Here is a 22,895-nt window from a genome sequence, read left to right as displayed (position 1 = left end):
CCGCTAGCCAGAGGGGGCTGCATGGCCGACGCCACGCGCCGCGTCTCCGTCCGGCTCTCGCTGGACGACGCCGCCCGGGTCAAGGCCGGGCTGCGCGAGGTCGGCGAGACCGGCCAGCGCTCGCTCGACCGGATCAAGGGCGGCGCCGAGCGCGCCTCCCGCTCGCTCGAACTGCTGGACCTCGCCGTGCGCGGCATCCAGGTGGCCGGCGTCGCCGCCGCGGCCCGCGCCCTGGTCCAGGCCGGCGACGCGCTCACCCAGAGCCTCTCGCGCCTGCAGAACGCCACCGGCTCGGTCGAGCGGGCGAGCCAGGTCTACGAGGCGCTGTACCGCAACGCGCTCTCGACCGGCGTCGCGGTGTCGGAGAGCGTCGATGCCTTTCAGCGCTTCGCGATCGCCGCGCGCGAGATCGGCGCCACCTCCGACCAGGTGGTGCGCCTCGTCGGCGGCCTGCAGCGCGTCGCCATCGTCTCCGGCGCCTCGACGGGGGAGATCTCCTCCGCCACCCTGCAGCTCGCCCAGGCGCTGGCCTCCGGCGTGCTGCAGGGCGACGAGCTCCGCTCCATCCTCGAGGCCATGCCGCTGCTGGCCGAGGGTCTCGCGCGCGAGCTCGGCGTCTCCATCGGCCAGCTCCGGCAGATGGGCTCGGAGGGCCGGCTCACCGCCGAACGGGTCTTCCCCGCCCTGCTGCGGGCGACCGAGCGGCTCGGGGCCGAGCTCGACAGGGCGCCGCTGTCGCTCGGCCGCGCCTTCGGCCAGCTGACGGCGGCGACCGAGAACTTCCTCGGCCAGCTCGATCGCGCCATCGGCCTGTCCAACGCGCTCGCTCGGGCGCTCTCGGCCGCGGCGCGCGCGATGGACAGCGTCCGCCAGGGTGCCGGTCTGCTCAGCGAGGGCGAGCGGCTGGCCGGCCTGCGCCGCCAGGCCGAGGCGCTCTCGGCGCAGATCGGCCGGCTGGAGAGCGAGCAGGACGGCCGCGACAGCCTGCGCACCCCGGTCCGCCGCGGCAGCATCCGCCCCGGCCTGGTCGGCGCCGCCGAGCGACAGGCCGGCGTCGACAGCCGGGCGCGGCTGGAGGAGCTGCGCCGCGACTACTTCGCCACCCTCGCCGAGATCGACACCGCCGAGCGGGAGTCGCTGGCCCGTCGCCTGGAGGAGCAGGAGCGCGCCGGCCAGGCCGCGGCCGATGCCCGCCGCCGCCGCGCGACGCAGGAGGTCCAGGAGCTCACCCGCGACCTCGACGACCGCTTCCGGATCAACCGCGAGTACGAGGAGCGGGTCCGCCGGCTGCGCGAGGCGGAGGCAGCCGGGGCGGTCACCGCCGCCGAGCGCACCCGCCTCGAGACCCTGGCCCTGCAGGAGCGCGACGAGGCGCTGCGCCGGCTTGAGCCCCGCGTGGCCGCGGTCCGCCGCGCCAGCAACGAGGGCGCGCGGGAGGCGCGCGAGGCCGAGCGCCAGCTGAACGACCTGCTGCGCGAGCGCGAGCGGCTGATCCAGGCCAACGAGACCGCCTACGAGCGTTACCAGAGGCGGATGGAGCGGCTGTCCGATCTGGTGCAGCGCGCCGAACGCGCCGGCCGACCGGTCCCGGACGCGACGGTGCAGCGCGAGGCGGAGCGCGCGCTGGAGGAGCTGGAGCGCGCGGAGAACCGGGTCGAGGCGGCCGCGGAGCGCACCAGCGACACGGTGCGCGAGCTCGGCCTGACCTTCAGCAGCGCCTTCGAGGACGCGATCGTGCGCGGCGAGAAGCTGTCAAAGGTCATGCAGGGCCTGCTGCAGGACATCGCCCGCGTGATCGCCCGCCGCACCATCACCGAGCCGCTCGGCAACGCGGTGTCCTCGGCGCTGTCGGGTTTCTCATTCGACAGCATGTTCAGCGGCATCGGCTCCTGGCTCGGCGGGCTGTTCCGCGCCGAGGGCGGGCCGGTCACGGCGGGGCAGCCCTACGTCGTCGGCGAGCGCGGGCCCGAGTGGTTCGTGCCACGCCAGAGCGGGACGGTGCTGCCGAACGGCACGGCGCCGGGTGGCCCGGTGGTGCACCAGACCATCAACATCGACGCGCGCGGGGCGGACGCCGGCGTCGAGGCCCGGCTGCGGCTGCTGGCCGGGCAGATCGCCCGGCAGGCCTCGGCCATGACGCTGGACGCGATCCGCCGCGGCGGGTCGGCCTACGAGACGGTGCGGGGGTAGCGGCGATGGTCGAGTACGCCTGGCCGGAGGCGCTGCGCCCGACGCGCCTGACCTTCTACCTGCAGCACAACACCACCCGCTTCGTCTCGCCGGTCACCCGTGCGACGCAGGTGATGCGCAGGGAAGGGGCACGCTGGGTGGCGGAGGCGAGCTTCGACCCGCTGAGCCCGACCCGCGCCGGGCTGCTGGAGGGCCTGCTGGCGGCGCTGGCCGGCTCGCTGAACACGGTGCGGATCTGGGACTGGCGGCGCGAGTACCGCACCGGCGATCCGCGCAGCCAGGGCCAGGTCCCCTCGGGACCCTATTCATTCTCGGACGCCACGCTGTTCACCGACGGCACCGGGCTGGTGGTCGGATCCGGCACGCCGGCGCTGGCGGCCGGGGCGCCGCGCGGGGCGCTGTCGATCCAGACCGCGGGCTGGTGGCCCGGTGCGGTGGCGGTCGGGGCGGGCGACTACCTCGGCCTCGGTGGCCGGCTCTACATGGCGACCGAGGCGGTGACCGCCTCCGGCGCCGGCACCGCCACCATCCCGATCGCCCCGCCGCTGCGCACCGCGGCCGCCCTGGCCGAGCCGCTGGTGCTGAGCCGGCCGACCGTCGCCATGCGGCTGGTCTCCGACGACGAGGCCGCCAATCCCACCCGGCCCGGCCGCTTCACCAGCATCTCCCTCCGCCTCGAGGAAGCCCTGTAGATGGACGGCATCACTGCCACGCCGCGGCTACACCCGCAGGCAGCCGCGGCCGCCACCGCCAAGACCGCCGCGCCGGTGGTGCTGGTCGAGCTCGACTTCGCCTCCGGCCCCTTCCGCGCCTGGACCGGGCTCGGCCCGCTGCACTGGGCCGGCATGGTCTTCGAGGGCGTGGGTTCGATCGGCGCCATCTCCGAGGTGGAGGAGACGGTCGAGCTGCGCGCCGTGCGCCTGACCCTGGTGCTCTCGCCGGTGCCGCAGGAGGTGGTCGACATCGCGCTCGCCGAGCGCAGCTTCCGCCTCCGCCCGGCCCGGCTCTGGGGCGCGCTGCTGGACGAGGGGGGCGCTTTTGTCGCCGACCCGTTCCCGCTCTGGGCGGGGCTGATGGACACCATGGAGGTGGTGGACGGGGCCGAACCGCGGGTCTCGCTCACCTGCGAGAGCCGCCTGGTCGACCTCGAGCGCGCCGAGGTGCGCCGCTACACCGACGCCGACCAGCAGGCCGAGTACCCGGGCGACCGCTTTTTCGAGTTCGTCCCGGCGCTGCAGGAGGCCGAGATCAAGCTGCCGGCACGATGAGTCGCCGCCCGGACTGGCCGGCCCGGCTGGCGGCCCTGCTGTCGGCTGCCGAGGCGCGCCCGTTCGACGCTCACCGCTGGAACTGCGGCCGCTTCGCCCTGGCCGCGGTGGAGGCGGTCACCGGGATCCGACCCGTCATGCGGGTGCGGCCCTCGCTCGAAGCCACGGCCGACAGCGCCGGCTTTCCGCGGGTCCCGCCCGCCTTCGCCCGACCCGGCGACGTGGTGCTGGCCGCCGATCCGCCGCGCCTCGGCGTGGCGGTGGACGGTGGCCGCGCCGCCTTCGTCGGCCCCCGCGGCCTGCTGCGCGCGCCGCTCACCGACTGCACCACCGCCTGGAGGATCGGCTGATGCCCGCCGCCGTCCCGCTGATCGCCGTCGTGGCCTCCGGCGTCGCCTCCGCCGCGGTGGGCGGCGGCGTCATCGGCGCGCTCGTCGGCGCCGGCGCCGCCCTGGTCGTCACCGCGGCGGGCCAGGCGATCTTCCCCGCCAAGAGGCCGAGCGCCCCGTCCATCCCGGCCGCACCCGGCTTCGACGCCAGCGCCCCCGGCGCCGGCCGGACGCAGTCCTTCCGCCAGCCCATCACCGAGCACCAGATCGTCTTCGGCCGCTGCAAGGTCTCGGGGCCGATCGTCTTCCTGCACTCGGCGCCCGACGACCAGGGGCGGGAGGACGGCCACTTCTACGCCGTGGTGGTGCTGGCCGGGCACAGCGTGCGCGCGATCGGCGAGGTGTTCCTCGGCGACAAGTCGGAGACCGATGCCTCCTATGCCGGGCTGGTGCGCATCGACCGCCATCTCGGCGCCCCCGACCAGGCGGCCAATGCGAACCTGATCGCCGAGACCGGCGGCAAGTGGACGACCGAGCACCGCGGCCGCGGTCGGGCTTACATCGCGATCCGGCTGAAGCTCACCGCCGAGGCCTTCCCCTCCGGCCCGCCCAACATCGCGGCCCTGGTGGAAGGGGCCGACACCATCCTCGACCCGCGCACCGGCCAGGTTGGGTGGTCGGACAACCCGGCGCTCTGCCTCGCCTGGTACCTGACCGCGCCCTTCGGCTGGCGAGCGTCCTGGGCCGACATCGACATCCCCGCCCTGATCGCCGCGGCCAATGTCTGCGACGAGCTGGTCGGCACCCGGCGCGGCGTCTACGAGCGCCGCTACACCTGCAACGGCCGCGTCTCGCTCGGCGAGGGCAAGCTCGCCATCACCCGCAAGCTGGTCTCGGCCATGGCCGGCGCCCTGGTGGTCTCGGGCGGGCGCTTCTTCATCCACGCCGGCGCCCCCGCGCTGCCCGCGGCGACGCTGACCAGCGATGACCTGCGCGGCGACGTGACCATCCAGGGCAGCCGGCCGCGGCGCGACCTCTTCAACGGCGTGCGCGCGGTCTATGTCGAGCCGGCCGCCAACTGGCAGCCAACGGACGCGCCGCCGCTCTTGGCGAGCAACTACGTCGCCGAGGACGGCGGCGAGGCGATCTACCGCGACATGGAGTTCCCGCTCACCACCTCGGTCAGCACGGTGCAGCGGATCATGAAGGCCGAGCTCGAGCGCAATCGCCGCCAGCGCGAGGTGGCCTTCCCGGCCAACCTCTCTGCCCTGCGGCTGCGCCCCTGGGAGGGGGCGATGGTCGCGCTTGATCGCCTGGTGCCCTTCCCGGCGCGCGTCACTGGCTGGTCGCTGTCGCCGGACGGTGGGGTGAACCTGACCCTGGCCGAGGAGGACGCCGCCGTCTGGGACTGGGATCCGGCCACCGACGAGCGCGCCACCGGCGAGAGCCCCTCCGTGGTGCTGCCCAACCCCGGCGTCATCGCCGCGCCGGCCAGCATCGCCGTCGCTACCCCGACCATGACCTCCTTTGCCGCCCTGGCGGTGTCCTGGTCGGCGGTCCCGAGCGCGCATCTGGCCGGCTACGAGGTCGAGTTCCTGCCGGCCACGGTCGCTGCCTGGCAGGGCTACGGGGCGGGGCTGGGCGCCACCGCGGCCGCCATCCCCACCGCCGAGCCGACCGCCTTCCGGGCCCGCGCTGTGGCCCGCAGCGGCGCCGTCTCGGGCTGGCGCGAGGCCCTGGTGCCGGCTGCCGTCTCCGCGCCCACCGCGACCGGCATTGCCGGCGGGATCCGCATTAGCGGTGGCTTTCCACCCGATGCGGTCCGGCTCCAGCTGTTCGAGGCCACCTCGAACAGCCTGGCCGCGGCCAGTAAGCTTGCGGCCGAGCCGACCAGCCTATTCTTCGACCGCACCGGCCTCACCGCCGGCCAGACCCGCTGGTACTGGCTGCGCGCCGTCTCGGCCGAGGGGAACGTGTCGGCCCTGGCCGGGCCCGTCTCTGCCACCGCCCTGTAGTGAGCTGGCCGACACCGCCACGCCTCCCCTGAGCAGGAAGAAGGGGGGCGTTCGGTAGCTCACGGCCTGAGGTCGCGCGCCTCCTGCTCCAACCGCAGATGCTCGCGCGCCAGTTCGAGGCTCCTCTGGAGGGTGCCCAGCACCTCCCGGGCCAGGGCGGCAGCCCGCGGATGATTGTCCCGGTCCAACTCCGCGATGACCCTGAGCTGGTGGGCAACGTGCCCCTCGGCCTCGCGGACATGGCGCTCGGACTGGGCGAGGGCGTCCTCGGGCTGATCCATGTCCCGCTCCTCCGGCGCGCAGCATACCCGCGGCGAGCCGTCCCCTGGCAAGCGCCAGACCAGCTCTCCCCACGAGGACAGACGGCATGCCCGCCCGCATCGACGACCTGCTGGTCCTCAACGCCAACCTCAGCAAGACCGACTTCGCCAAGTATCTCCGCGACCGCGAGGCGGTGCTGCCGAGCGACTTCGGCGGGCTCGGGGACGGCGTGGCCGACGACCGTGACGCCATTCAGGCCGCCTTCGACCGCGCCGCCGCCGACGGCAAGATGGCGATGATCCCGCCCGGCACCTGGAACGTCTCCGCCGGCGTGGTGCTCGGGGGTGGCGCCCGCGGCCTGATCATGCGCGGAGTGCTCCGCTACACCGGCACGGCACCCGCGACGGTGCTGACCCTCGGCGATGGCGGGACGGTCCGCAACGGCGAGAAGCTGTATGCCAACCTGCAGGTGGTGCGGCAGACCCAGTCCGACTGGAGCAGCGAGGCCGATATCGGCATCCTGGCCCGCAACCTCGATGCCAGCGTGCTCGATGTCCGCCTGGTGCAGGGCTTCACCATCGGCCTGCGGACCCTCGGGGACGGCCGCGGCTTCGAGGACAGCACGCTCTACCTGCACCGCTTCCTCAACAACCGCATCGGCCTCGACATCCGCTGTGCCACCGCGACCGCCTGGAACACCTCGGTCCGCTACTACGGCGGCCACTTCGCCGTGGCGACCGGCATCAACCCCACGCTCGACCGCTTCGGCATCCGCCTCTCGGCCGAGCCGGGGGCCTACACCAACCACAACCGGCACGTCTTCGACGCGCCAAACTTCGAACTGCGCCAGCTCGACCCGAACGTGGCGATCCCCTTCCTGAATGAGACCAACGGCTCGGCCATCATCGGCCGGGCGCTGCGGATGGAGGCCTGCTCGCCGATTGTGGCCCGGCACACCGGGGCGGCGCAGGACTGCGAGTATGAGGTGGCCTGGGCGAACACCTATCAGGTTGGGATCGACTACACCGCGACCGCCACCCGCTGCGGCAACGCCGTCCTCAACCGCCACCGTGCCCCGGCCTCGCGCCATCTGCGGCTGCTCGGGGCGGTGCCGAACCTGCGCACGGCCGCCTTCCGGCACAGCGCCACTGAGGTCGGGGTGGAGGGCCTGGCCGCGGTCGCCACCTCGACCACCGCCGCCACCAGCCTGGCGGCCCTGTCCTTCAACGGCCTGGACGGCATCGCGGCCACCTCCCGCGGGCTGCTGCTCGATGCGCAGAAGGGCTTCGCCTTTGTGGTGGATACCCGCGCGGCCAAGGAGTTCGCGCTCGCCCACTGGCTGGTCGGCGGTGCCGATGGCGGGCGGCTGTTCGTCCGCTGCTTCGACGCTGGCATGGTCATCCGGGAGAACATCGCTGGCGACGTGCTCGCTTCGCTGACCACCATGCAGTGGAACATCCCGTCCAAGGCCTGGACCGGCGGCGCGGTGATGGCGGACGCCTCGCTGAACCGCCGGATGACGGTGCGGCTGGCGGAGGCGGTGGCCTTCGCGCAGATCGGCATCGTCGGCTTCGACGGGCAGATCGAGCTTGAGGCGTTGCGGCTCTACGGCCTGCCAGAGGCGGCGCCTTCGTTGCTATGCGGCACGCCGGCCCTGCCGGTGGGCCAGCGGGAATTCGTCGCGGAGGTCTCCTGGGATCTGCCGAACCTGGCCCCGGGCGCGACCAGCCTGCTCGATGTGACAGTGACCGGCTGCCGGCAGGGCGACCTGGCCGACGCGGCCCTGGCCTCCTCCACCCGCTTCATCGAACTCGATGCCGCAGCCTGGACCAACAACACGGTCCGGGTGATGGCAAGGAACATCTCACCCAGCGCCACCTTCGACCTCAGCCCGGCTACGTTATCGGTGGCGGTGACGAAGCGGCGGGTGCCGTAGCGCTTCAGAACACGCGATCCGTCATCAGCAGCGGCGTATTTGGTGGCACCAGCCCCTGCTCACGCGCCACCGCACGTGCGATGAACAGCATCAGCTTACGGCCATCATCGTCGACGTGGCCCCAGATGCGCAGTAGCTCTTCGCGCTGGTCCGGGCCAGGCTTGCGGCCTGGAAGGCGCTTCGGTTCAGCGACCGTCGTCCTGCGAGCCATCGCCAGCGCCCTCCGCGGAATGCCATCGAGACCACCACTCTAGCAGATCGGCATCGTCGGCTTCGACGACCAAGTCGAGCTCGAGGCGCTGCGCCTCTACGGTCTGCCGGAGCACGCCCCGACGCTGCTCTGCTGCACGCCTACCCTGCCGGTGGGTCAGTGGGAGTTCGCCGCGGAGGTGTCCTTGAACCTGCCCAACCTGGCCCCGGGGGCGACCAGCCTGCTCGATGTGACGATTACTGGCTGCCGGCAGGGCGACCTGGCCGATGCGTCCCTGGCCTCCTCGACCCGCTTCATGGAACTCGACGCCGCGGCCTGGACCAACAACACGGTCCGGGTGATGGCAAGGAACATCTCGCCCTCGGCCAGCTTCGATCTAGGCCCGGCCACGCTGTCCGTGGCGGTGACGAAGCGGCGGGTGCCGTAGGGCTTCAGAACACGCGATCCGTCATCAGCAGCGGCGTGTTCGGCGACACCAGACCCTGCTCGCGCGCCACCTGCCTGGCGACGAACAGGATCAGCTTGCGGCCATCGTCATCAACGTGACCCCAGATGCGCAGCAGCTCTTCGCGCTGGTCCGGGCCAGGCTTGCGGCCTGGAAGGCGTTTCGGTTCAGCAGCCGTTGTCCTGCGGGCCATCGCCGGCGTCCTCCGCATCGGTGCAGGAATCAGCATGACAGCAGGCATGCTGCGGACCAAGCGCTGTCCTCGGAATGCCTTCGCGACCGCGGCTGTCACGTATCGGAACCGTCGGCTTCGACGGGCGGATCGAGCTCGACGCCGCGGCCTGGACCACCGACAGAGTCCGGGTGAGGGCGGTAAACATCCCACCGCCGGCGATCTCGACCGCGGTCCGGCTACGCTCTCGGTCCGGACCACAAAGCGGCGAACTGCTTGATGGTGAGCGGTGCGGCCGTGATTGCGACGTCGTCGCGGCACGCAGGGATGGACGGGAGGCGTGGAAAGTGAGGGCGTTCTGCGACGCTGCCGCTTCCCGCCCCCGTGAAGCAGGACGCCCCTCTGTGAGAGGGCTTGAATGCATTAGATCCGTTCACTATTTACCATCCACATGGATGGTGAAGGGATGGCGCTTGGATGACAGGCAACGTGCACGAGCTGCGACCCAAAGCTGGCGGTGACACCGAAAAGATCACCATTAACCTCGGCTATGTCGACCTCGGCCATATCGACCTGCTGGTGCAGGACGGCTTCTACTCCAATCGTACCGACTTCATCCGCACCGCCATCCGCAACCAGATCGAGCGGCACGCCGATGCGGCCAAGCAGTCGGTCGTACGGAAAAACCTGGACCTCGGCTTGCGGCACTACAGCCGCGAGGACCTCGAGGCGGCGCAAGAGGCCGGGCAGATGCTCCACATCCGCGTGCTGGGCCTTGCCACCATCGCGGCGGATGTCACGCCTGAACTGGCCCGGGCCACGATTGCCTCAGTCTCCGTCCTGGGCGCACTCCAGGCCAGCGCCGCGGTGAAGGCCGCCCTGGCCGACCGCACCCGCTGATCATCCCGGGACGCACGGCACGCCGCTGACTGCCGCCCAGTAGCAGGACGGCGGCTGACAGTTTCCACCATCGGCATTCCACGACGGAGTGCAGAGCGAGCCTCCCTGCGAGGAAGGCTGACCTGGCTCCGCGCATTGAAAGCATCAGACATGAACGCGATTCTCCCGAAGGACATGCTCGAGGCAACCCGCCTCACCCGCGAAGGCCGGCTCGCCGAAGCGTCCGCACTGCTGCAGCGTCTCGTGCAGGGCAATGCGGCGACTGGCCCTGCCGCGACCACACCCCATGGCATCGTCGGCACCCCGACCGCATGGTTGCCGCGCATCATCGACGTGCACCCCGAGACCGGTGAAGTGTCGGATGCCAAGCCAGCCCCGACTGCCGGCCCGTGGTCGGCCGCCGGCATGGGCAAGGCCGCCCTGCCGCAGATGCCGGAGGCCCTGCGCGGTTTCCTCGACCAGGTGAGCCAGGACGCCCTGGGGCAGGGGCTGGACGGGTTGGTACGGCATGCACCGGCGGCCACGCCCGAACCGATGCCCGAGGGGGCCCGATTCGGGGCGGGGTCCTTCGCCGCCGAAGCCGGGAGCCGCGCTTACAAGCTGTACATCCCCAGCACCCATCGCGGCAGACCGGTGCCGCTGGTCGTCATGCTGCACGGCTGCACCCAGTCGCCCGACGACTTTGCCGCCGGCACACGCATGAACGCCCTCGCCGAGGAACATGACCTCCTCGTCCTCTACCCGGCGCAGCCGAGCTCCGCCAACGCCCAGAAGTGCTGGAACTGGTTCAGCCCGGGCGACCAGCGGCGCGACCAGGGGGAGCCCTCGCTGATCGCGGGCATGACCCGGCAGGTCATGCGCGAGCACGCGGTCGACCCGCAACGGGTCTACGTCGCCGGGCTGTCGGCCGGCGGGGCGGCGGCCGCCATCCTGGGGCAGGCCTATCCCGAGCTCTACGCCGCGGCCGGGGTGCATTCCGGCCTGGCCTGCGGGGCGGCACGCGATCTCCCCTCCGCTTTCGCTGCCATGCGGAAGGGCGCGGCTGCCGCGCCTCTCCAGTCCGCTGAGGCGCAGCGGGTGATCCCGACCATCGTTTTCCACGCCGACCGGGACACCACCGTGCACCCCCGCAATGGCGACCAGGTCATCGCGCAGTCGGGCGCCGCGGCGGCCAGCGAGCTCCGGACCGAGATCCAGCGCGGCCAAGTGGTGGGCGGGCATGCCTACAGCCGCACCGTGTACGCCAATGCCGCAGGGCTGACCGTACTCGAGCAGTGGCTCATCCATGGCGGCGGCCATGCCTGGTCGGGCGGGAGCCCCGCCGGCTCCTACACCGATCCGCGCGGGCCCGATGCCTCACGCGAGATGCTCCGCTTCTTCCTGGAGCATTCGCAGGGTGCCGCCGCCTCGTACTAGTTGCCGCAATCCAGCTACGCGGCCAACTCGCGCCATGTCACCGGCGGCCGTATTGCGGCGCGCGCCTCAGTTGCTCGCGCCGTCTTCGACCAGGGTCCCGATCAGGCGCAGCAAAGCCTGGTGCTCGGGTCCCTGGCCGCCTCGGACCAGGAAATCGCCGATCTCGAACTCCGCCCTTTGCCCTCCCGACGCGACACTGGGCTCGTGCCGCACGAACACCCGCCCGGAGCTGGAATCACGTGCGAGGAGCCACCGGTCGCCGTTGGCACTCGCATAAAGTTCCCTGGTTCCGATCATGTCAATTGTTCCCCACTGCGTGGTGACTTGCTGGACCTGGGGCTGAACGCCCCGGCCCGGACATCACCCAGGTGGCTACCGCGGATGGACACGGATTGCCCCGCAGCCCAACTCTTCACCCGGCCAGCAGGCCGCTTCCGGGCCGCCTCGCAGCGGGTGCGATTGCCGCGCGCATCGGCCCCACCAGCAGCTTGTCGATCCGCCGGCCATCTATATCTACCACCTCGAAGCGCCAGCCCTGCACCTCCACCGCCTCACCGACCGGTGGCAGGCGGCCCGCGGCGGTCAGCACGAAGCCGGCGGCGGTGTGGTAGCTGCGCTCTTCCGGCAGGGCGAGCCCGATCAGCTCGGCCATCTCGTCCACCGGCATCCACCCAGCCAGCAGCCAGGAACCGTCCTCACGCCGCACAGCCACCGGCCCGTCGCCTGGCTCTGCGTCCGAGCGGAACGCGCCGACGATGGCTTCGGTCAAGTCGGTCGGCGTCACGATGCCTTCGAAATGGCCGTGCTCGTCGTGCACCAGCGCCATCGGCACCTCGGCCGCGCGGAGGGTGGCGAGCACGTCGAGCGCGTCCGCCGTGTCCGGCACCACCGGCGCCCGCCGCGCTGCGGCCCGCAGGTCGAGCGGCCGCCCGACCAGCAGCGCCGCGAGCAGCTCGCGCGACTGCACGACACCCAGCATGGCCTCGGTCGAGCCCTCGCCGACCGGCAGGCGGGAATGCGCGGTCCGCGTCAGCACGGCGTGCGCCGCCGCCTCGCCGGCGGTCGCATCGAGCCAGTCCACCTCGCCGCGGGGTGTCATCACGCCGCGCACCGGCCGGTTGCCGAGCCTGAGGACGCCCGCGATCATGCGCCGCTCGGCAGTCTCGATCGCCCCGGTCCGCTCGGCCTCGGCGACAAGCGCGCGCAGGTCGTCCTCCGTGACTCTCTCCTCCGGCGCCTCGGCGCGGCCGAGCAGGCGGAAGACCAGGTCGGTCGAGGCATCGAGCAGCCAGCCGACCGGCGCGGCGATGCGCGAAATGATCGTCATGGCTGGGGCGACGGCGCAGGCCAGCCCCTCGGCGTGGCGGAGCGCCAGGCGCTTGGGCGCCAGCTCCCCCACCACGATCGAGAGATAGGTGACGAGGGCGACGACGAGACCGAAGCCCAGCGGCTCCGCCACCGCCACAGGCAGGCCGAGGCCCGTCAGCCAGGTGGCGAGGCGGCCGCCGAGGGCGGAACCGGAGAAGGCGCCGGCGAGGATGCCGACCAGCGTGATTCCGATCTGGACGGTGGAGAGGAAGCGTCCGGGCTCCTCGGCCAAGGCCAGGGCGGCGCTGGCCCCAGGGCGGCCCGCTTCGGCCATGGCGTGTAGGCGACTCCGTCGGGCGGAGACGACTGCGAGTTCCGAGAGGGCGAAGACCCCGTTCAGCACTATCAGGACCAGGACGACGGCGAGATCGAGCATCGGGGCTCCGCGGATGAACCGCCGTGGTGGGCGGCGGCCTGCATGTGGGGTGCGTCGGCCTCGGTGGGCAACGCGCTGCGGGGCGCTGGGCGAGCCGTGCCGGAGGGCGCGCGGCGAGGCCGTGTGCGGCGCCCGCGTCCCCGCGTTGGTGCGGACTCAGTCTTCCTGGAGGATTCCTGTGGGGTAGAAGCCCTTCCTCTGCACCCAGCGGAAGCCTTCGTGCTTGGTAATGGCGGCGATCTCGACCGCGCCGCCCACGCTCTTCGGCAGGAAGACGGCGAAGCGGACGAAGCCGATCGTGGTCTCGACCAGGAAGCGTGCCAGGTCGATCGCGTCCTGAATGGGCATGGCGGGAACCGACAGCGTCGCGTAGAGGTCGCGGACCAACTCCTCCTGCAGCCGGCCGGCCTCCTGTGGCTGCACACCGTGCTTCACCAGAGCGTGGCCGATATCGAAGCCAAGGCCGAGGATCAGCCGGTTGAGCGCCTCATACTGCCCGTCCCACATCACGCCGAAGCCGGTCTCCTCCATGATCCGCCGCGGCGGCGGGCAGTCCTGCCCGGTCATGCTCACCTCCCAAACCTCGGCGAGCGGCCGGCCGGCGGAATAGCCGCAGAGACGAAGCTGGAGGTTGGCCGGTTCCGGGCAGGGCGCCGCCTTCTCTTCGAACAGAAAGCTGCGCAGCCGCCCGGCGACTCGCTCCATAGTGTAACTCGCCGGGTCCAGCCGCCACTCCGGATATGCAGGGTCACGCCCATCGAAGCGCCGCCGCAGATCCTTCAGCAGGGTCTCGACGGACTCGTTGCCGATGCCGCCCGCACCGGTGGACATCGCGCCGACGGGCAGGCCCGCGCAGAGATTCGTGATCTTGTTGGCATGGGTGTAAATTTGCCCGCTGCCCATGGTTCCGGCGCTGTCCGCCGCCATGACGATGCCGTCGTTGATCTTCACGGAGACGATGATGGTCACGGTGCAGCTCCTCCTGTCCGGCAGCACGTCCCAGGCAACACTGGTCGAAGGCCCTGAAGGGCAATTCGACCCCGAGTGGGCTTCCGATGAGCCCTTACAGCATACTCGGCACCCAACCGGTTGTGCTCAACGTCTCCCAGGCGACGGCTGCGGCGACCGCGAGCATGGCAAGGCCTGCCGCCAGCCCGGCGCAGAGCAGGATCCCGTCCTCCTCCAGGTAGGCGAAGGCGATCAGGGTGATGGCCAAGGCGGGCGGGACATTGCTCAGCGGCACCGGGGCGAGGAGGGCACCACCCAGCAGCAGGACGACGGCGCCGACCACGCGCTTCGTCGCCTCGAAGGGCGTGGTCCAGCGCGGGCGGATGAATCGCTCCAGCCAGCGCAGCGCCGGCACGATCCGGCGGACCGTTCGGGCCAGCCGCCGTGCCTCGAAGCGTCGGGCAGCGATGCGGCGGGGGAACACCGGGCCGGGGCGCGCCAGGATCATCTGTGCCGCGGGGACCATGAGCAGCACGCCGGCGACCGCGGACACCCCGGGGAGCAGGCCGAGGAGCGCCAGGAGGAGCAGGACAAGGCCGAAGGAACGGTCGCCCAGCCTCGCCATCAGCCAGTCCAGCGTCACCTGCGCGGTCGGCGCCTCGCCGAGCAGCTCGTCCAGCACGGCGGAAGTGGGCCTGCGCGCCAGCATCTCGGGTCGGAGCATACATGCCCGCGGCCGCAACGGACCAACCTCTCCCCATCGGGTCGCAGACATGCGCGCTCCGGTCCACGACACGCGCGCCTTAATTCCGCGCCTGCCGTCCGCGCGCTGCGGCGGTCCGATGGCGTCACCATATCCCGAAGATCGTCGTCGGGGGTGGCAGGGATGGGTCGAGACCAGAAAGGCGACCCGCGGCTCAGCCGGCTGCCCAGGGAGCCCATCGACCGGGTCACCGGGCCGCTGGCACGGTTCCTGCGCATCGAGACCGCCGGCGGCCTGGTCCTCCTCCTGGCTGTCGCCGCGGCGCTGGCGCTCTCCAACTCGCCCTTGGCCGCCGGCTTCCTCGCCGCCTGGGAGACGCCCATCGGCGTCCAGCTCGGCCCGCTGGCGCTCGTGCACCCGACGAGGGACTGGATCAACGACGGCCTGATGACGCTGTTCTTCTTCGTCGTCTCGCTGGAGCTCAAGCGCGAGCTGGTCCTGGGCGAGCTCAGGAACCCTCGCGTCGCCGCGCTGTCCGTCGCAGCCGCGCTGGGCGGCATGCTGGCGCCCGCGGCGCTCTACCTTGCGCTGCAGCTGGGCCAGCCTGGCGAGCGTGGCTGGGGCACGGTGATGGCGACGGACACCGCCTTCGTCATCGGCTGCTTGGCGCTCCTGGGGCGACGCGCCCCGCAAGGGCTGCGCGTCTTCCTGCTCTCGCTCGCGGTGGTGGATGACCTCGGCGCCATCCTGGTCGTCGCGATCGGCTACAGCGGCGCGCTTGACTGGGCCGCGCTCGCGGTCGGCAGTGTCGGCCTTGCCGTGGTCCGCGGCATGGCGCTGCTCGGCGTGCGGAGCGTCCCGGTCTACGTGCTCGCTGGCGTCCTGGTCTGGCTCGCCATCGACGCGTCGGGGATTCACCCCACCGTCACCGGCGTGGCGCTCGGGCTGATGACTCCGACCCGCGGCTGGGTGAGCGACCGGCGCTTGCGCGCCATTCTGGGGCGGGTCCTTGCCCATCCGCCGGGCGGCGGCGGCCCCTGGAGCGGCGACGCCGAGGACCGCCGGGCGCTACGCTCGGCCGGGAAGGCGGCGCGGGAGGCGCTGTCCCCGGTCGAGCGGTTCGAGGCCGCGCTGCACCCCTGGGTCGCCTTCGGCGTCATGCCGCTCTTCGCCCTGGCCAACGCCGGGGTGCCGCTCTCCCTCGACGCGCTCACGGACTCCGTCGTCCTGGCCGTGGTGGCGGGCTTCGTGCTCGGCAAGCCCATCGGTGTGGTAGCCTTCGCCTGGCTGGCGGTGCGCTCGGGCCTCGCGGCGCGGCCGGCGGAGCTCGGCTGGGGCGCGCTGGCCGGGGGCGGCATGCTCGCCGGCATCGGCTTCACCATGGCACTGTTCATCGCCGGCCTGGCGTTCCAGGGCGCGCTGCTCGACGCCGCCAAGCTGGGCATCCTGGGCGCGTCCGTCCTCTCGGCGGCGGGCGGCCTCGCGCTGCTGGCCTGGCTGGCCCGCGGCGGCGGCGATCGTCTCGCCGTCGCGGACGGCCGGTGAGGGCATCGGACGGCCGGGGCCAGGCAGGATGGCCGCGGACAGGGGCAGATTCCGCTTGCGAAGGGGTGAAGGAAGCAGGTGGGGTGCCCGGGCGTTGGCTCCGGCATGGTCAGCCGATCCGATGACAACACTCTGGTGGAGGGGTGCATGACCCTGAGGCTCGTGTCTTCCGGCGACGGCCCGGCGTTGGCGATCCGCGACCACCTCCTGCCGCTCGTCCGCGACTGCGGCACCCTGGAGGTCCAGAGCGGCGCGGTCAGGCTGGTCGCGCTGCGGACGGAAGCCTGGACCGTCGAGCACTGGACCCCGTTCAACGACCTGTCGCCGGGCGAGGCGTCGTCGCCGGGCTACCGGCATGCCCTTGAGCGGCAGCGCACGAGACCGGACCTGCCCTACGGCCTCGATGTGTGGCGCGCCGGGACGCAGGTGCTGAGCGTCCTCTGGGCTGACGACGAGACTTTCGAGGTGGTCCACTTCGCCCGCGGCCCCTGGGAGGCCGAGGCACTGGCGCTGTAACGGTGCTGCCGCTTCGTCGCCGCGAAAGGCCGCCGGACGGATGCAGGTCCGGCCGGGGTGCCTACCATCATCCTTCCGTCCTTCGCCGCCCTCCGGGCGGCGTGGTGCCTCCCCGAAGCGGCGCAGCCGCGCGCCGGCGGCTATCAGGCCCGGAGCCCTGGCGATCCCGTCGTCGCCGACGGCCTCCGACGGCGGGGACATGGGCTGAACCGGGGCGGGGCCGGTCCGGTGGCGCCGGTCGTGCCGCGGGCCCGCCTCTCCTGCTCAGCACCATCCCTCCGATGTGCCGTGCGCGACCCGGACCAGGGTCTTCGTCTCGCCGAAGAGCGGGATCCCCACATAGATCCGCGCCACGATCAGGTCGGCGGATCGGAGTTCTGCCGAGACCCGGTACGTCTTCCCGTCGTCCGGGTTATAGAACCAGCCGCCTCCCCAGCGGTCGGGGCCGGCGGGGCGCAGGCCCCAGAGGACGGTCAGCCCGCACAGCGGGCGCTGCCGCAGCGCCGGGTCGGGATTGTGCCGGTCTCGATTGATCTGGCCCTGGGGATCACGCGGCGTCAGCATCCAAAGGATCCGGCCGCACAACTGACTGCTGCAGTCGAAGATCTGCACGGCCGCCTTCTCGTCGATGAGCCACACACCGGCCGGAACGGCCGCCGCGGTGCTGGTGCCCGGAACCGCCAGGACCATGAGGGCGGAGAGCATCACGGGGCGCAGTGCGGCCTCCTATGCGGCAAGTCCGGGGGACCTCGTGCCCGGTCCCGGCAGGGGCCAGCGGGAAGGGAGCACGGCGGCACGGATGCCTCCTCAATGTCCTCGCCCGGCGCGGAGGCCGCCGGAGAGCACGCGATGGTGCTTCCTCGCATACTGTGATTCCCGGGCCCGAATCACGATCTCATGTGGACAGGCACTTTACCCGCGACCGCTCGGACCGTTGCGTACCGCGAGCATGCGCCGGGCCGCGATCAACGCGGCCGAATGTGCCGTTTGGAAAGACAGCCGTCATGAACGCGAAGCTCAACGACGAGATCGCCGACCGCACCGCCGAGGAGCGGAGCGAGAACGAGGGCATGCCGGAGCATGCCGCCAAGGCCCGCGACCCGGTGCGATGGGCCGCGGATCGTCACGCGAGGGCGAGTCAGCTCAGGTCGGAACGCCCCTCTGGCCACATCGGTATATCCGGCATCGCCTTGATGTCGTGTGCCGCGCTGGCCGCGCTCGCGTCCGCCCGCGGTGCGGTCCGTTGGATGCGGCACAAGGGCAGCGCCCTGAGGCTTCCCCGCTGAGCGGCCCGAACGAGGCCACTGGCGCTGGCCGCGTATCCACCATGCCCCAGGGACGGCCGGCGCCGCCGTGCGCCCCGATCACAGGAGAGAGCCATGGCCAAGGGTCAGAAGCGGAGCAGCCGGGAGGCGAAGAAGCCCAAGCAGCCGAAGGCGAAGGTCATCGCCGCCGCGTCCCCCTTCGCGACCGCGCGGGCGCAGGCCACCGCGCCCGCGCCTGCGAAGAAGCGCTAGCGGCGGAACGCAGTTCGGCGGGAGAGGCCGTTATGGGCGAGGACAGGATCAGGCCGAACATGGACGAGACGCCCGCACGGCCCGGAACGCAGGGCACGCCAGCGCAGCGGGCGGGCAACGCCACTGCCACACATGGGGTCGCGGCCCAGCCGCCGGCGGCCCAAACCGAACCCGGCCGCGGGCGGATGCAGGCCCAGGCCGGTGCCGTCGCACCACGGATCGAGGTCCGCCTCCCGCCGGAGGCCGACGGGTCGGACGAGGCAATCGCCGAACGGGCGCTTCCGGCCCTCTTCTCGGCCGCCCCGCTGCGACGCGAGTGCATCCTGATGAAGATCGCGCGGGGGCGGATCACGCTGAGTGGCTCGGTCGGCACCGAGGCGGAGCGCTCCGCCGCCGAGCGGCTGGCCGCCGGCATCGAGGGCGTGGTGGAGGTCACCAACCTGGTCGCGGTGGAGCGGCATGGGCGGACCACCGAGGCCACCCGCGGTGTCGCCGAGGCCTACGGCGGCGACGCGGAGAGCGGCGACGTCGCTGGCCGGATCGAGGCGCTCTTCGTGCGCGAGGCCGCGCTGGGAGCGACCGAAGTCGTGATCAGCGCGGTCGGCGGCAAGGTCGTCCTGAGCGGGCGCGTATCCAGCTGGCGCGAGCGCGACCTGGCCGAGCGCATCGCCTGGGCGGCCCCCGGCGTCACCGAGGTGCTGGACCGCATCACGGTGGGGTCGTGAAGCCGGCTCGGTAGGGCGCCGGGGGGAGCAGTCAGGTGGAGAGTGAACGCCGCAGCACGCGGCCAAGGAGGTCAGAATGCAACCGAACCCCGCCGGACTTGTCGGCCATGTGTCCGAGCGCCGCTTTCGCCTGATGATGCTGGCCTGCGCGCTGACGCTCGCCGTCATGTTGACGGCTGTCTACGGCACCGTGGGCTTTGCCCCGGTCTGGGCCGTCCACGCCGTTCCTGCGTCGCCGTAGGCGGTACTCCCTCAGCAGTCTGCCGGTGGCTGGCCCCGAACCCAGCGCTGTCGGACGGCGGAAGACCGAATGGCCGGTCCCAGCAACTGGTGGCGGTGGCGCGTAATGTCGGCGGGCGCCTCCGCCTGGAACCCAAGCCGACGAGGACGCATCCGATGAATGCCGATCAGCCGAGCGATGCCGGCGGTGCCCGGGGCAACGGGCGGCGAGCCCGGCCCGCGGCCGAGGGTTCCCGGCCACTCTTCTCCCTGTCCCTCGACGCGATGTACGCGGCGCGGGATGAGCGGGAGCGGCGCAGTGAGGCCGCGGCGGTGGAGGCCGCGCGGCGGGAGGACGAGCATCGGGCCGGCAACCGCGGCCGCTTCGAGGCCCGCGGCCTGACCGACGCCGACCGCGTGGACACGATCTCGAAGGTCAAGGCGGCGTTCGAGGGCGGTCAGCGGGAGGTGATGCTGGTGTCGTTCCCCTCCGACTACTGCACGGACGGCGGGCGGCGGATCAACAACCGCCTTCCCGGCTGGCAGGACACGCTGCCGGCCGGCGCGCGGGTGTTCCTCGAGTTTTGGCACGACGCCCTGCGACCGGGCGGCTTCGGGCTCGGTGCCCGGATCCTGAACTTCCCGGGCGGCGTGCTCGGCGACGTCGGCCTCTTCGTCACCTGGCCCGAAGGCAGGGGCTGATGCCGGGGGTCGCCGGCACCGACGCCAACCGTCCCCCTGCGGAGCAGACCCGTGCCGATCGGCATGAGTTGAGAACGGTCGCCCTCCGCTTCCAGACAGCAGTACCGCGCACCGCTGCGTGGCAACTCGCCACGACCTTCCTGCCCTTGCTGGCGCTGCTCGCGGCGATGCAGGCCGGCCTCGCCTTGGGCTGGTGGTGGGTGCTGGCGCTAGGCCTGCCGGCGGCAGGGTTGACGGTGCGCGTCTTCGCCCTGCAGCATGATTGCGGGCACGGCTCGCTGTTCCGCGCACCGCGCGCCAACGACCTTGTTGGGCGGCTCTGCTCGCTGTTCACTTTCACGCCCTACGGGCACTGGCGACGGCAGCACGCCGGGCACCACGCGGTCTGGAACGACCTCGACCGCCGCGACCGCGGCACCGACATCTACTCGACCTGCGAGACTGCTGCCGAGTACCGGGCCATGGGTCGCGGGCGGCGCCGTGCCTACCGCATCCTGCGTCATCCGCTGCTCATGCTTCTGGTATTCCCGCCCCTGGTGTTCCTCGTGCTCTACCGTGTCCCGTATGACGCACCGGTCGGCTGGGGCCGGGAGCACCGCAGCGTGCACCTGACGAACCTTTCGTTGCTCGCCTTTTACGGTAGCTTCTCGACGCTGCTCGGCATCTGGCCGGTGACAGCCGGCGTCCTCGCCGTGATGGTGCCGGCCAGCATCGCCGGCGTCTGGCTCTTCTCGGTGCAGCACCGCTTTGAGGGGGTGCATTGGGCGCGCCACGCGGCCTGGGATCGAGTGACCGCGTCACTCGCGGGCAGCTCCTACCTGCAATTGCCGGCGGTTTTGCGGTGGTTGACGGCGAGCCTCGGCTTCCATCACGTGCACCACTTCGCGCCGCGCATCCCGAATTACCTGCTGGAGGCCTGCCACGACGCGCACCCCGCCTTCGCCACTGCGCGGGTGGTCACGCTGCGTGAGGCTTTCTCGGCGCCCGGCCACCTGCTGTGGGACGAGGAGGCCGGCCGCATGGTGACCTTCAAACAGGCCGAGGAGGCGCTGCCCAATAGAGGGCTTGATGGTCTTCGCGGCGGGCAAGGCTTGCTCAGCCGAAGCGCAGCCTCGGCGGCGGCCCCTCACGCTGGCCGGTTCCGACGACGCCTGGCCCTGAGCGGGGCCCGCGCCGCCCTGCCGGACGTACCGCCGACTCTAAGGCAGACCAGCGCGACCGAGGGGAACAGCGCGACATGACATCGGGCGGATGATGGCTCACGGTGGGGCCAGGGTCCTTGCCCTGAGGCAGTCCAGATCGGGGGAACACTGTGACGATCACAATATACCATGACCCGAACTGCGCCACGTCACGCGACGTTCTGGCGCTCATTCGCAACAGTGGCGAGGAGCCGGAGACCATCGAGTACCTGAAGGCACCGCCCTCGCGCGAGACGCTCGTAGGCTTGCTCCGGCGCATGGACATTCCCGTGCGTGACCTGCTGCGCCAGGAAGTGCCATCGTACGAGGAGTTCGGTCTCGATGACGCCAAGTGGGCTGACGACGCGCTGATCGACCTGATGCTGCGGCACCCCGTTTTGATGGATCGCCCGATCGTGGTCAGCCCGCTTGGCGTGCGGCTGTGCCGGCCATCGGAGACGGTCCTGAACATCCTGCCCGCTCCACAGGAGGGCGCCTTCCGCAAGGAAAATGGCGCGCCTGTTATCGATGACCAGGGAAGACGTGTTGATCGGACCGCTTTGGATTGAGCGCATCCCGGACAGGGCCAGTCGCGGTGGCATGTGCACTGTCTCGGGGGCAGCGAGGATCACCCCGTCCGTGCGGGCCGCCGGGGAAACGCACCTTCATACCGGGCCGCGATGAGGTGCCGTGCCGGCGGCATCCCCAGGGCCTTGAGCGGGCATGACCGCGAGATCAAGCCGGCACGAGGCAGAGCTGGAAGCGGAGAACGCACGCCTGCGGGCTGAGCTTGCCGCCGCTGAGAGCCGTGCCGCAAAGAATGCCGAGGTGCGAACATACGAGCTCGCCGACACGCGCACTGATCTTGCCAGTTCCGAGGCGCTGAACGCGGAGCTTCGCCGGGCAAACGCCGAACTGGCGGAGAGCGAGCGGCATCGGGACCTGCTGTTGGCCGAACTGAACCACCGCGTCAAGAATATCCTTGCCACCGTTCAGGGGCTCGCCGCGCAGACGCTGAAGGGGGTCGGTGGTGATCCTCGGCGCTTCGCCCAGCACTTCGGAGCGCGGCTGCGGACCTTGGCGCGGGCGCACGACATGTTGGCGGCGCGCGGGTGGGAGCCGGCCGGCATCGAGGACACCGCGCGGAATGCGCTGGCGCCGTGGCTGGGGACCGGCCGGGCCGTTCAGCTCAACATCTCGAGCAGTTGCCTCGGCGTGACGGTATCGCCGCGGCAGGCGCAGGCCCTGGTACTCGCCTTTCACGAGCTGGCCACCAACGCCACCAAGTACGGTGCGCTCTCCGTTTCCGAGGGGCGGGTCGAGATCCGGTGCGAGGCGGGAGCGGACGGAGCTATGGCGATCCATTGGGCAGAGGCGGAGGGCCCGCCGGTGGTAGGGCCGCCGGACCGGCGGGGCTTTGGCACCCGGCTGCTGGAGCGCGGCCTGGCAATGGACCTCGGACCCGGCAGCAGCGTCGAGCGGCACTTCGAGCCAGCCGGTTTCCAGGCGGCAATCCACTTCATCCCCGCGCAGGGACCGCACTGGCCGACCAACCGCCATCGGAGTGCCTAACGATTCGCGCGCCGGCTGCCGGTCCAGAGAATGTTAGCGCCCGGTTCTTCTCGCCACACCATTCCGTCCTGCAAACCCGCTCTCCGGTTGGGTGGCCGGTGCCTGGAACCGCAGGTTGCGCCAGGGTTGGCGCAGGGACCTTGGGAGTGCCGGGGGCGGAGCGGGCCGGAATTCTCTCTCCGGACAGCGGATTCTCTCCGAACCTTGGGACTTGGCCGATTTAGTCTACAAGGTAGAAAGCAAGATAGAACAAGCGCCTAAGGGTTGGGCCCGCCTTGGAAAGTTGCTCATGTAACTCCCTGGGGGCTTGTTGCCTGGCTCGAAATCTCGCCCCCAAGCCGCCCCAGATCGCCATAGCATCGAAGGCCTCGTTTCGCCGT

General features: G+C 71.6%; 27 protein-coding genes. 19 read left to right on the top strand and 8 right to left on the bottom strand.

The annotated features are described in order from the left end of the window. Positions 1-21: 21 nt before the first annotated feature. From CR162_RS16290 to CR162_RS16270, 5 genes are read left to right on the top strand one after another with little or no spacing between them, the layout of a single operon-like run. Complete coding sequence (locus CR162_RS16290; RefSeq protein ID WP_099096598.1) at positions 22-2,190, top strand: tape measure protein; 2,169 nt, start codon at positions 22-24, stop codon at positions 2,188-2,190. A 5-nt stretch (positions 2,191-2,195) separates the two neighbouring features. Continuing rightward, positions 2,196-2,882, top strand: a complete 687-nt coding sequence (locus CR162_RS16285) for a hypothetical protein (RefSeq protein WP_099096597.1) — start codon at positions 2,196-2,198, stop codon at positions 2,880-2,882. Next, positions 2,883-3,458: a hypothetical protein gene (locus CR162_RS16280; protein ID WP_099096596.1), complete on the top strand. Its 576-nt coding sequence runs from the start codon at positions 2,883-2,885 to the stop codon at positions 3,456-3,458. Then, the gene (locus CR162_RS16275; RefSeq protein ID WP_099096595.1) at positions 3,455-3,808 is read left to right on the top strand and encodes a DUF6950 family protein; all 354 of its coding nucleotides are present in this window, start codon (positions 3,455-3,457) and stop codon (positions 3,806-3,808) included. Before CR162_RS16280 ends, CR162_RS16275 begins: the two co-directional genes overlap by 4 nt. Next, positions 3,808-5,802 carry a phage tail protein gene (locus tag CR162_RS16270; protein ID WP_099096594.1) on the top strand — a complete coding sequence of 665 codons (1,995 nt, stop codon included), beginning with the start codon at positions 3,808-3,810 and terminating at the stop codon, positions 5,800-5,802. Before CR162_RS16275 ends, CR162_RS16270 begins: the two co-directional genes overlap by 1 nt. Before the next feature lie 59 nt (positions 5,803-5,861). On the opposite strand, the gene CR162_RS16265 is transcribed toward CR162_RS16270, so the two are convergent. Further along, positions 5,862-6,083: a hypothetical protein gene (locus tag CR162_RS16265; protein WP_099096593.1), complete on the bottom strand. Its 222-nt coding sequence runs from the start codon at positions 6,081-6,083 to the stop codon at positions 5,862-5,864. A gap of 86 nt (positions 6,084-6,169) precedes the next feature. Here CR162_RS16265 and CR162_RS16260 point away from each other — a divergent pair, with 86 nt between their 5' ends. Beyond that, the gene (locus CR162_RS16260) at positions 6,170-7,999 is read left to right on the top strand and encodes a hypothetical protein (RefSeq protein WP_099096592.1); all 1,830 of its coding nucleotides are present in this window, start codon (positions 6,170-6,172) and stop codon (positions 7,997-7,999) included. 4 nt (positions 8,000-8,003) lie between these two features. Here the strand turns inward: CR162_RS16260 and CR162_RS22095 are convergent, their stop codons facing one another. Beyond that, the gene (locus tag CR162_RS22095) at positions 8,004-8,210 is read right to left on the bottom strand and encodes a hypothetical protein (RefSeq protein ID WP_141563186.1); all 207 of its coding nucleotides are present in this window, start codon (positions 8,208-8,210) and stop codon (positions 8,004-8,006) included. Positions 8,211-8,394: 184 nt separating this feature from the next. On the opposite strand from CR162_RS22095, the gene CR162_RS16255 reads away from it, so the two are divergent. After that, entirely contained in the window at positions 8,395-8,637 is a 243-nt protein-coding gene (locus tag CR162_RS16255) for a hypothetical protein (RefSeq protein WP_099096591.1), read from the top strand. 4 nt (positions 8,638-8,641) lie between these two features. On the opposite strand, the gene CR162_RS16250 is transcribed toward CR162_RS16255, so the two are convergent. Further along, complete coding sequence (locus CR162_RS16250; RefSeq protein WP_141563185.1) at positions 8,642-8,908, bottom strand: hypothetical protein; 267 nt, start codon at positions 8,906-8,908, stop codon at positions 8,642-8,644. A 396-nt stretch (positions 8,909-9,304) separates the two neighbouring features. Between CR162_RS16250 and CR162_RS16245 the strand changes: the two genes are divergently transcribed. Then, complete coding sequence (locus CR162_RS16245) at positions 9,305-9,727, top strand: CopG family transcriptional regulator (protein ID WP_099096589.1); 423 nt, start codon at positions 9,305-9,307, stop codon at positions 9,725-9,727. 150 nt (positions 9,728-9,877) lie between these two features. Continuing rightward, positions 9,878-11,143 carry an extracellular catalytic domain type 1 short-chain-length polyhydroxyalkanoate depolymerase gene (locus tag CR162_RS16240; RefSeq protein WP_099096588.1) on the top strand — a complete coding sequence of 422 codons (1,266 nt, stop codon included), beginning with the start codon at positions 9,878-9,880 and terminating at the stop codon, positions 11,141-11,143. Between the two features lie 66 nt (positions 11,144-11,209). On the opposite strand, the gene CR162_RS16235 is transcribed toward CR162_RS16240, so the two are convergent. The 4 genes from CR162_RS16235 to CR162_RS16220 form a co-directional block, all read right to left on the bottom strand. Next, a complete protein-coding gene (locus tag CR162_RS16235) occupies positions 11,210-11,440 on the bottom strand; it encodes a hypothetical protein (protein ID WP_099096587.1) in 231 nt (76 codons plus the stop codon). A gap of 115 nt (positions 11,441-11,555) precedes the next feature. Next, positions 11,556-12,887, bottom strand: coding sequence for a hemolysin family protein (locus tag CR162_RS16230; protein ID WP_099096586.1), 1,332 nt, complete (start codon positions 12,885-12,887; stop codon positions 11,556-11,558). A 156-nt stretch (positions 12,888-13,043) separates the two neighbouring features. Continuing rightward, positions 13,044-13,856 (bottom strand): hypothetical protein, encoded by an 813-nt coding sequence (locus CR162_RS16225; protein WP_099096585.1) that lies wholly within the window; start codon positions 13,854-13,856, stop codon positions 13,044-13,046. 94 nt (positions 13,857-13,950) lie between these two features. Then, positions 13,951-14,559 carry an exopolysaccharide biosynthesis protein gene (locus CR162_RS16220; RefSeq protein WP_099096584.1) on the bottom strand — a complete coding sequence of 203 codons (609 nt, stop codon included), beginning with the start codon at positions 14,557-14,559 and terminating at the stop codon, positions 13,951-13,953. Positions 14,560-14,721: 162 nt separating this feature from the next. Between CR162_RS16220 and nhaA the strand changes: the two genes are divergently transcribed. Together nhaA and CR162_RS16210 are read left to right on the top strand one after the other, a co-directional pair. Next, positions 14,722-16,083, top strand: a complete 1,362-nt coding sequence (gene nhaA, locus CR162_RS16215; RefSeq protein WP_099096583.1) for a Na+/H+ antiporter NhaA — start codon at positions 14,722-14,724, stop codon at positions 16,081-16,083. Between the two features lie 147 nt (positions 16,084-16,230). Then, complete coding sequence (locus CR162_RS16210; RefSeq protein WP_141563184.1) at positions 16,231-16,599, top strand: hypothetical protein; 369 nt, start codon at positions 16,231-16,233, stop codon at positions 16,597-16,599. Between the two features lie 264 nt (positions 16,600-16,863). Here CR162_RS16210 and CR162_RS16205 read toward each other — a convergent pair whose 3' ends face one another. Beyond that, a complete protein-coding gene (locus CR162_RS16205) occupies positions 16,864-17,304 on the bottom strand; it encodes a DUF2147 domain-containing protein (RefSeq protein ID WP_099096581.1) in 441 nt (146 codons plus the stop codon). Between the two features lie 299 nt (positions 17,305-17,603). Between CR162_RS16205 and CR162_RS22090 the strand changes: the two genes are divergently transcribed. The 8 genes from CR162_RS22090 (at position 17,604) to CR162_RS16180 (ending at position 22,515) form a co-directional block, all read left to right on the top strand. Then, on the top strand, positions 17,604-17,885 hold the full coding sequence (locus CR162_RS22090; protein WP_141563182.1) for a hypothetical protein: 282 nt from the start codon (positions 17,604-17,606) through the stop codon (positions 17,883-17,885). A 93-nt stretch (positions 17,886-17,978) separates the two neighbouring features. After that, complete coding sequence (locus CR162_RS22450) at positions 17,979-18,116, top strand: hypothetical protein (RefSeq protein WP_176559884.1); 138 nt, start codon at positions 17,979-17,981, stop codon at positions 18,114-18,116. 59 nt (positions 18,117-18,175) lie between these two features. After that, positions 18,176-18,841, top strand: coding sequence for a BON domain-containing protein (locus CR162_RS22085; protein WP_141563181.1), 666 nt, complete (start codon positions 18,176-18,178; stop codon positions 18,839-18,841). A gap of 76 nt (positions 18,842-18,917) precedes the next feature. Continuing rightward, complete coding sequence (locus CR162_RS22445) at positions 18,918-19,082, top strand: hypothetical protein (RefSeq protein ID WP_176559883.1); 165 nt, start codon at positions 18,918-18,920, stop codon at positions 19,080-19,082. Between the two features lie 155 nt (positions 19,083-19,237). After that, positions 19,238-19,762 carry a hypothetical protein gene (locus CR162_RS16195; protein ID WP_141563180.1) on the top strand — a complete coding sequence of 175 codons (525 nt, stop codon included), beginning with the start codon at positions 19,238-19,240 and terminating at the stop codon, positions 19,760-19,762. Next, positions 19,762-21,003 carry a fatty acid desaturase family protein gene (locus tag CR162_RS16190; protein WP_099096578.1) on the top strand — a complete coding sequence of 414 codons (1,242 nt, stop codon included), beginning with the start codon at positions 19,762-19,764 and terminating at the stop codon, positions 21,001-21,003. The genes CR162_RS16195 and CR162_RS16190 overlap by 1 nt, the downstream gene beginning before the upstream one ends. Before the next feature lie 71 nt (positions 21,004-21,074). Next, positions 21,075-21,512, top strand: coding sequence for an arsenate reductase (glutaredoxin) (arsC, locus tag CR162_RS16185; protein WP_099096577.1), 438 nt, complete (start codon positions 21,075-21,077; stop codon positions 21,510-21,512). Between the two features lie 154 nt (positions 21,513-21,666). Beyond that, positions 21,667-22,515: a sensor histidine kinase gene (locus CR162_RS16180; protein WP_099096576.1), complete on the top strand. Its 849-nt coding sequence runs from the start codon at positions 21,667-21,669 to the stop codon at positions 22,513-22,515. Positions 22,516-22,895 lie beyond the last annotated feature (380 nt).

Origin of the sequence: Teichococcus rhizosphaerae (assembly GCF_002631185.1) — a bacterium.
GTDB lineage: Bacteria > Pseudomonadota > Alphaproteobacteria > Acetobacterales > Acetobacteraceae > Pseudoroseomonas > Pseudoroseomonas rhizosphaerae.
This window is presented reverse-complemented; position numbering and strand designations above follow the sequence as displayed.

Excerpts from the sequence above, each read along its gene's own strand:
- CR162_RS16205 (WP_099096581.1), bottom strand. The coding sequence starts at position 17,304 with ATGCTCTCCGCCCTCATGGTCCTGGCGGTTCCGGGCACCAGCACCGCG.
- CR162_RS16290 (WP_099096598.1), top strand. The coding sequence starts at position 22 with ATGGCCGACGCCACGCGCCGCGTCTCCGTCCGGCTCTCGCTGGACGAC.
- CR162_RS16260 (WP_099096592.1), top strand. The coding sequence starts at position 6,170 with ATGCCCGCCCGCATCGACGACCTGCTGGTCCTCAACGCCAACCTCAGC.
- CR162_RS16240 (WP_099096588.1), top strand. The coding sequence starts at position 9,878 with ATGAACGCGATTCTCCCGAAGGACATGCTCGAGGCAACCCGCCTCACC.
- CR162_RS22450 (WP_176559884.1), top strand. The coding sequence starts at position 17,979 with ATGGCCAAGGGTCAGAAGCGGAGCAGCCGGGAGGCGAAGAAGCCCAAG.
- nhaA (WP_099096583.1), top strand. The coding sequence starts at position 14,722 with ATGGGTCGAGACCAGAAAGGCGACCCGCGGCTCAGCCGGCTGCCCAGG.
- CR162_RS22090 (WP_141563182.1), top strand. The coding sequence starts at position 17,604 with ATGAACGCGAAGCTCAACGACGAGATCGCCGACCGCACCGCCGAGGAG.
- CR162_RS22085 (WP_141563181.1), top strand. The coding sequence starts at position 18,176 with ATGGACGAGACGCCCGCACGGCCCGGAACGCAGGGCACGCCAGCGCAG.
- CR162_RS16180 (WP_099096576.1), top strand. The coding sequence starts at position 21,667 with ATGACCGCGAGATCAAGCCGGCACGAGGCAGAGCTGGAAGCGGAGAAC.
- CR162_RS22095 (WP_141563186.1), bottom strand. The coding sequence starts at position 8,210 with ATGGCTCGCAGGACGACGGTCGCTGAACCGAAGCGCCTTCCAGGCCGC.
- CR162_RS16190 (WP_099096578.1), top strand. The coding sequence starts at position 19,762 with ATGCCGGGGGTCGCCGGCACCGACGCCAACCGTCCCCCTGCGGAGCAG.
- CR162_RS16280 (WP_099096596.1), top strand. The coding sequence starts at position 2,883 with ATGGACGGCATCACTGCCACGCCGCGGCTACACCCGCAGGCAGCCGCG.
- CR162_RS22445 (WP_176559883.1), top strand. The coding sequence starts at position 18,918 with ATGCAACCGAACCCCGCCGGACTTGTCGGCCATGTGTCCGAGCGCCGC.
- CR162_RS16285 (WP_099096597.1), top strand. The coding sequence starts at position 2,196 with ATGGTCGAGTACGCCTGGCCGGAGGCGCTGCGCCCGACGCGCCTGACC.
- CR162_RS16230 (WP_099096586.1), bottom strand. The coding sequence starts at position 12,887 with ATGCTCGATCTCGCCGTCGTCCTGGTCCTGATAGTGCTGAACGGGGTC.
- CR162_RS16270 (WP_099096594.1), top strand. The coding sequence starts at position 3,808 with ATGCCCGCCGCCGTCCCGCTGATCGCCGTCGTGGCCTCCGGCGTCGCC.
- CR162_RS16220 (WP_099096584.1), bottom strand. The coding sequence starts at position 14,559 with ATGCTCCGACCCGAGATGCTGGCGCGCAGGCCCACTTCCGCCGTGCTG.
- CR162_RS16245 (WP_099096589.1), top strand. The coding sequence starts at position 9,305 with ATGACAGGCAACGTGCACGAGCTGCGACCCAAAGCTGGCGGTGACACC.
- CR162_RS16275 (WP_099096595.1), top strand. The coding sequence starts at position 3,455 with ATGAGTCGCCGCCCGGACTGGCCGGCCCGGCTGGCGGCCCTGCTGTCG.
- CR162_RS16210 (WP_141563184.1), top strand. The coding sequence starts at position 16,231 with ATGACCCTGAGGCTCGTGTCTTCCGGCGACGGCCCGGCGTTGGCGATC.
- CR162_RS16265 (WP_099096593.1), bottom strand. The coding sequence starts at position 6,083 with ATGGATCAGCCCGAGGACGCCCTCGCCCAGTCCGAGCGCCATGTCCGC.
- CR162_RS16195 (WP_141563180.1), top strand. The coding sequence starts at position 19,238 with ATGAATGCCGATCAGCCGAGCGATGCCGGCGGTGCCCGGGGCAACGGG.
- CR162_RS16235 (WP_099096587.1), bottom strand. The coding sequence starts at position 11,440 with ATGATCGGAACCAGGGAACTTTATGCGAGTGCCAACGGCGACCGGTGG.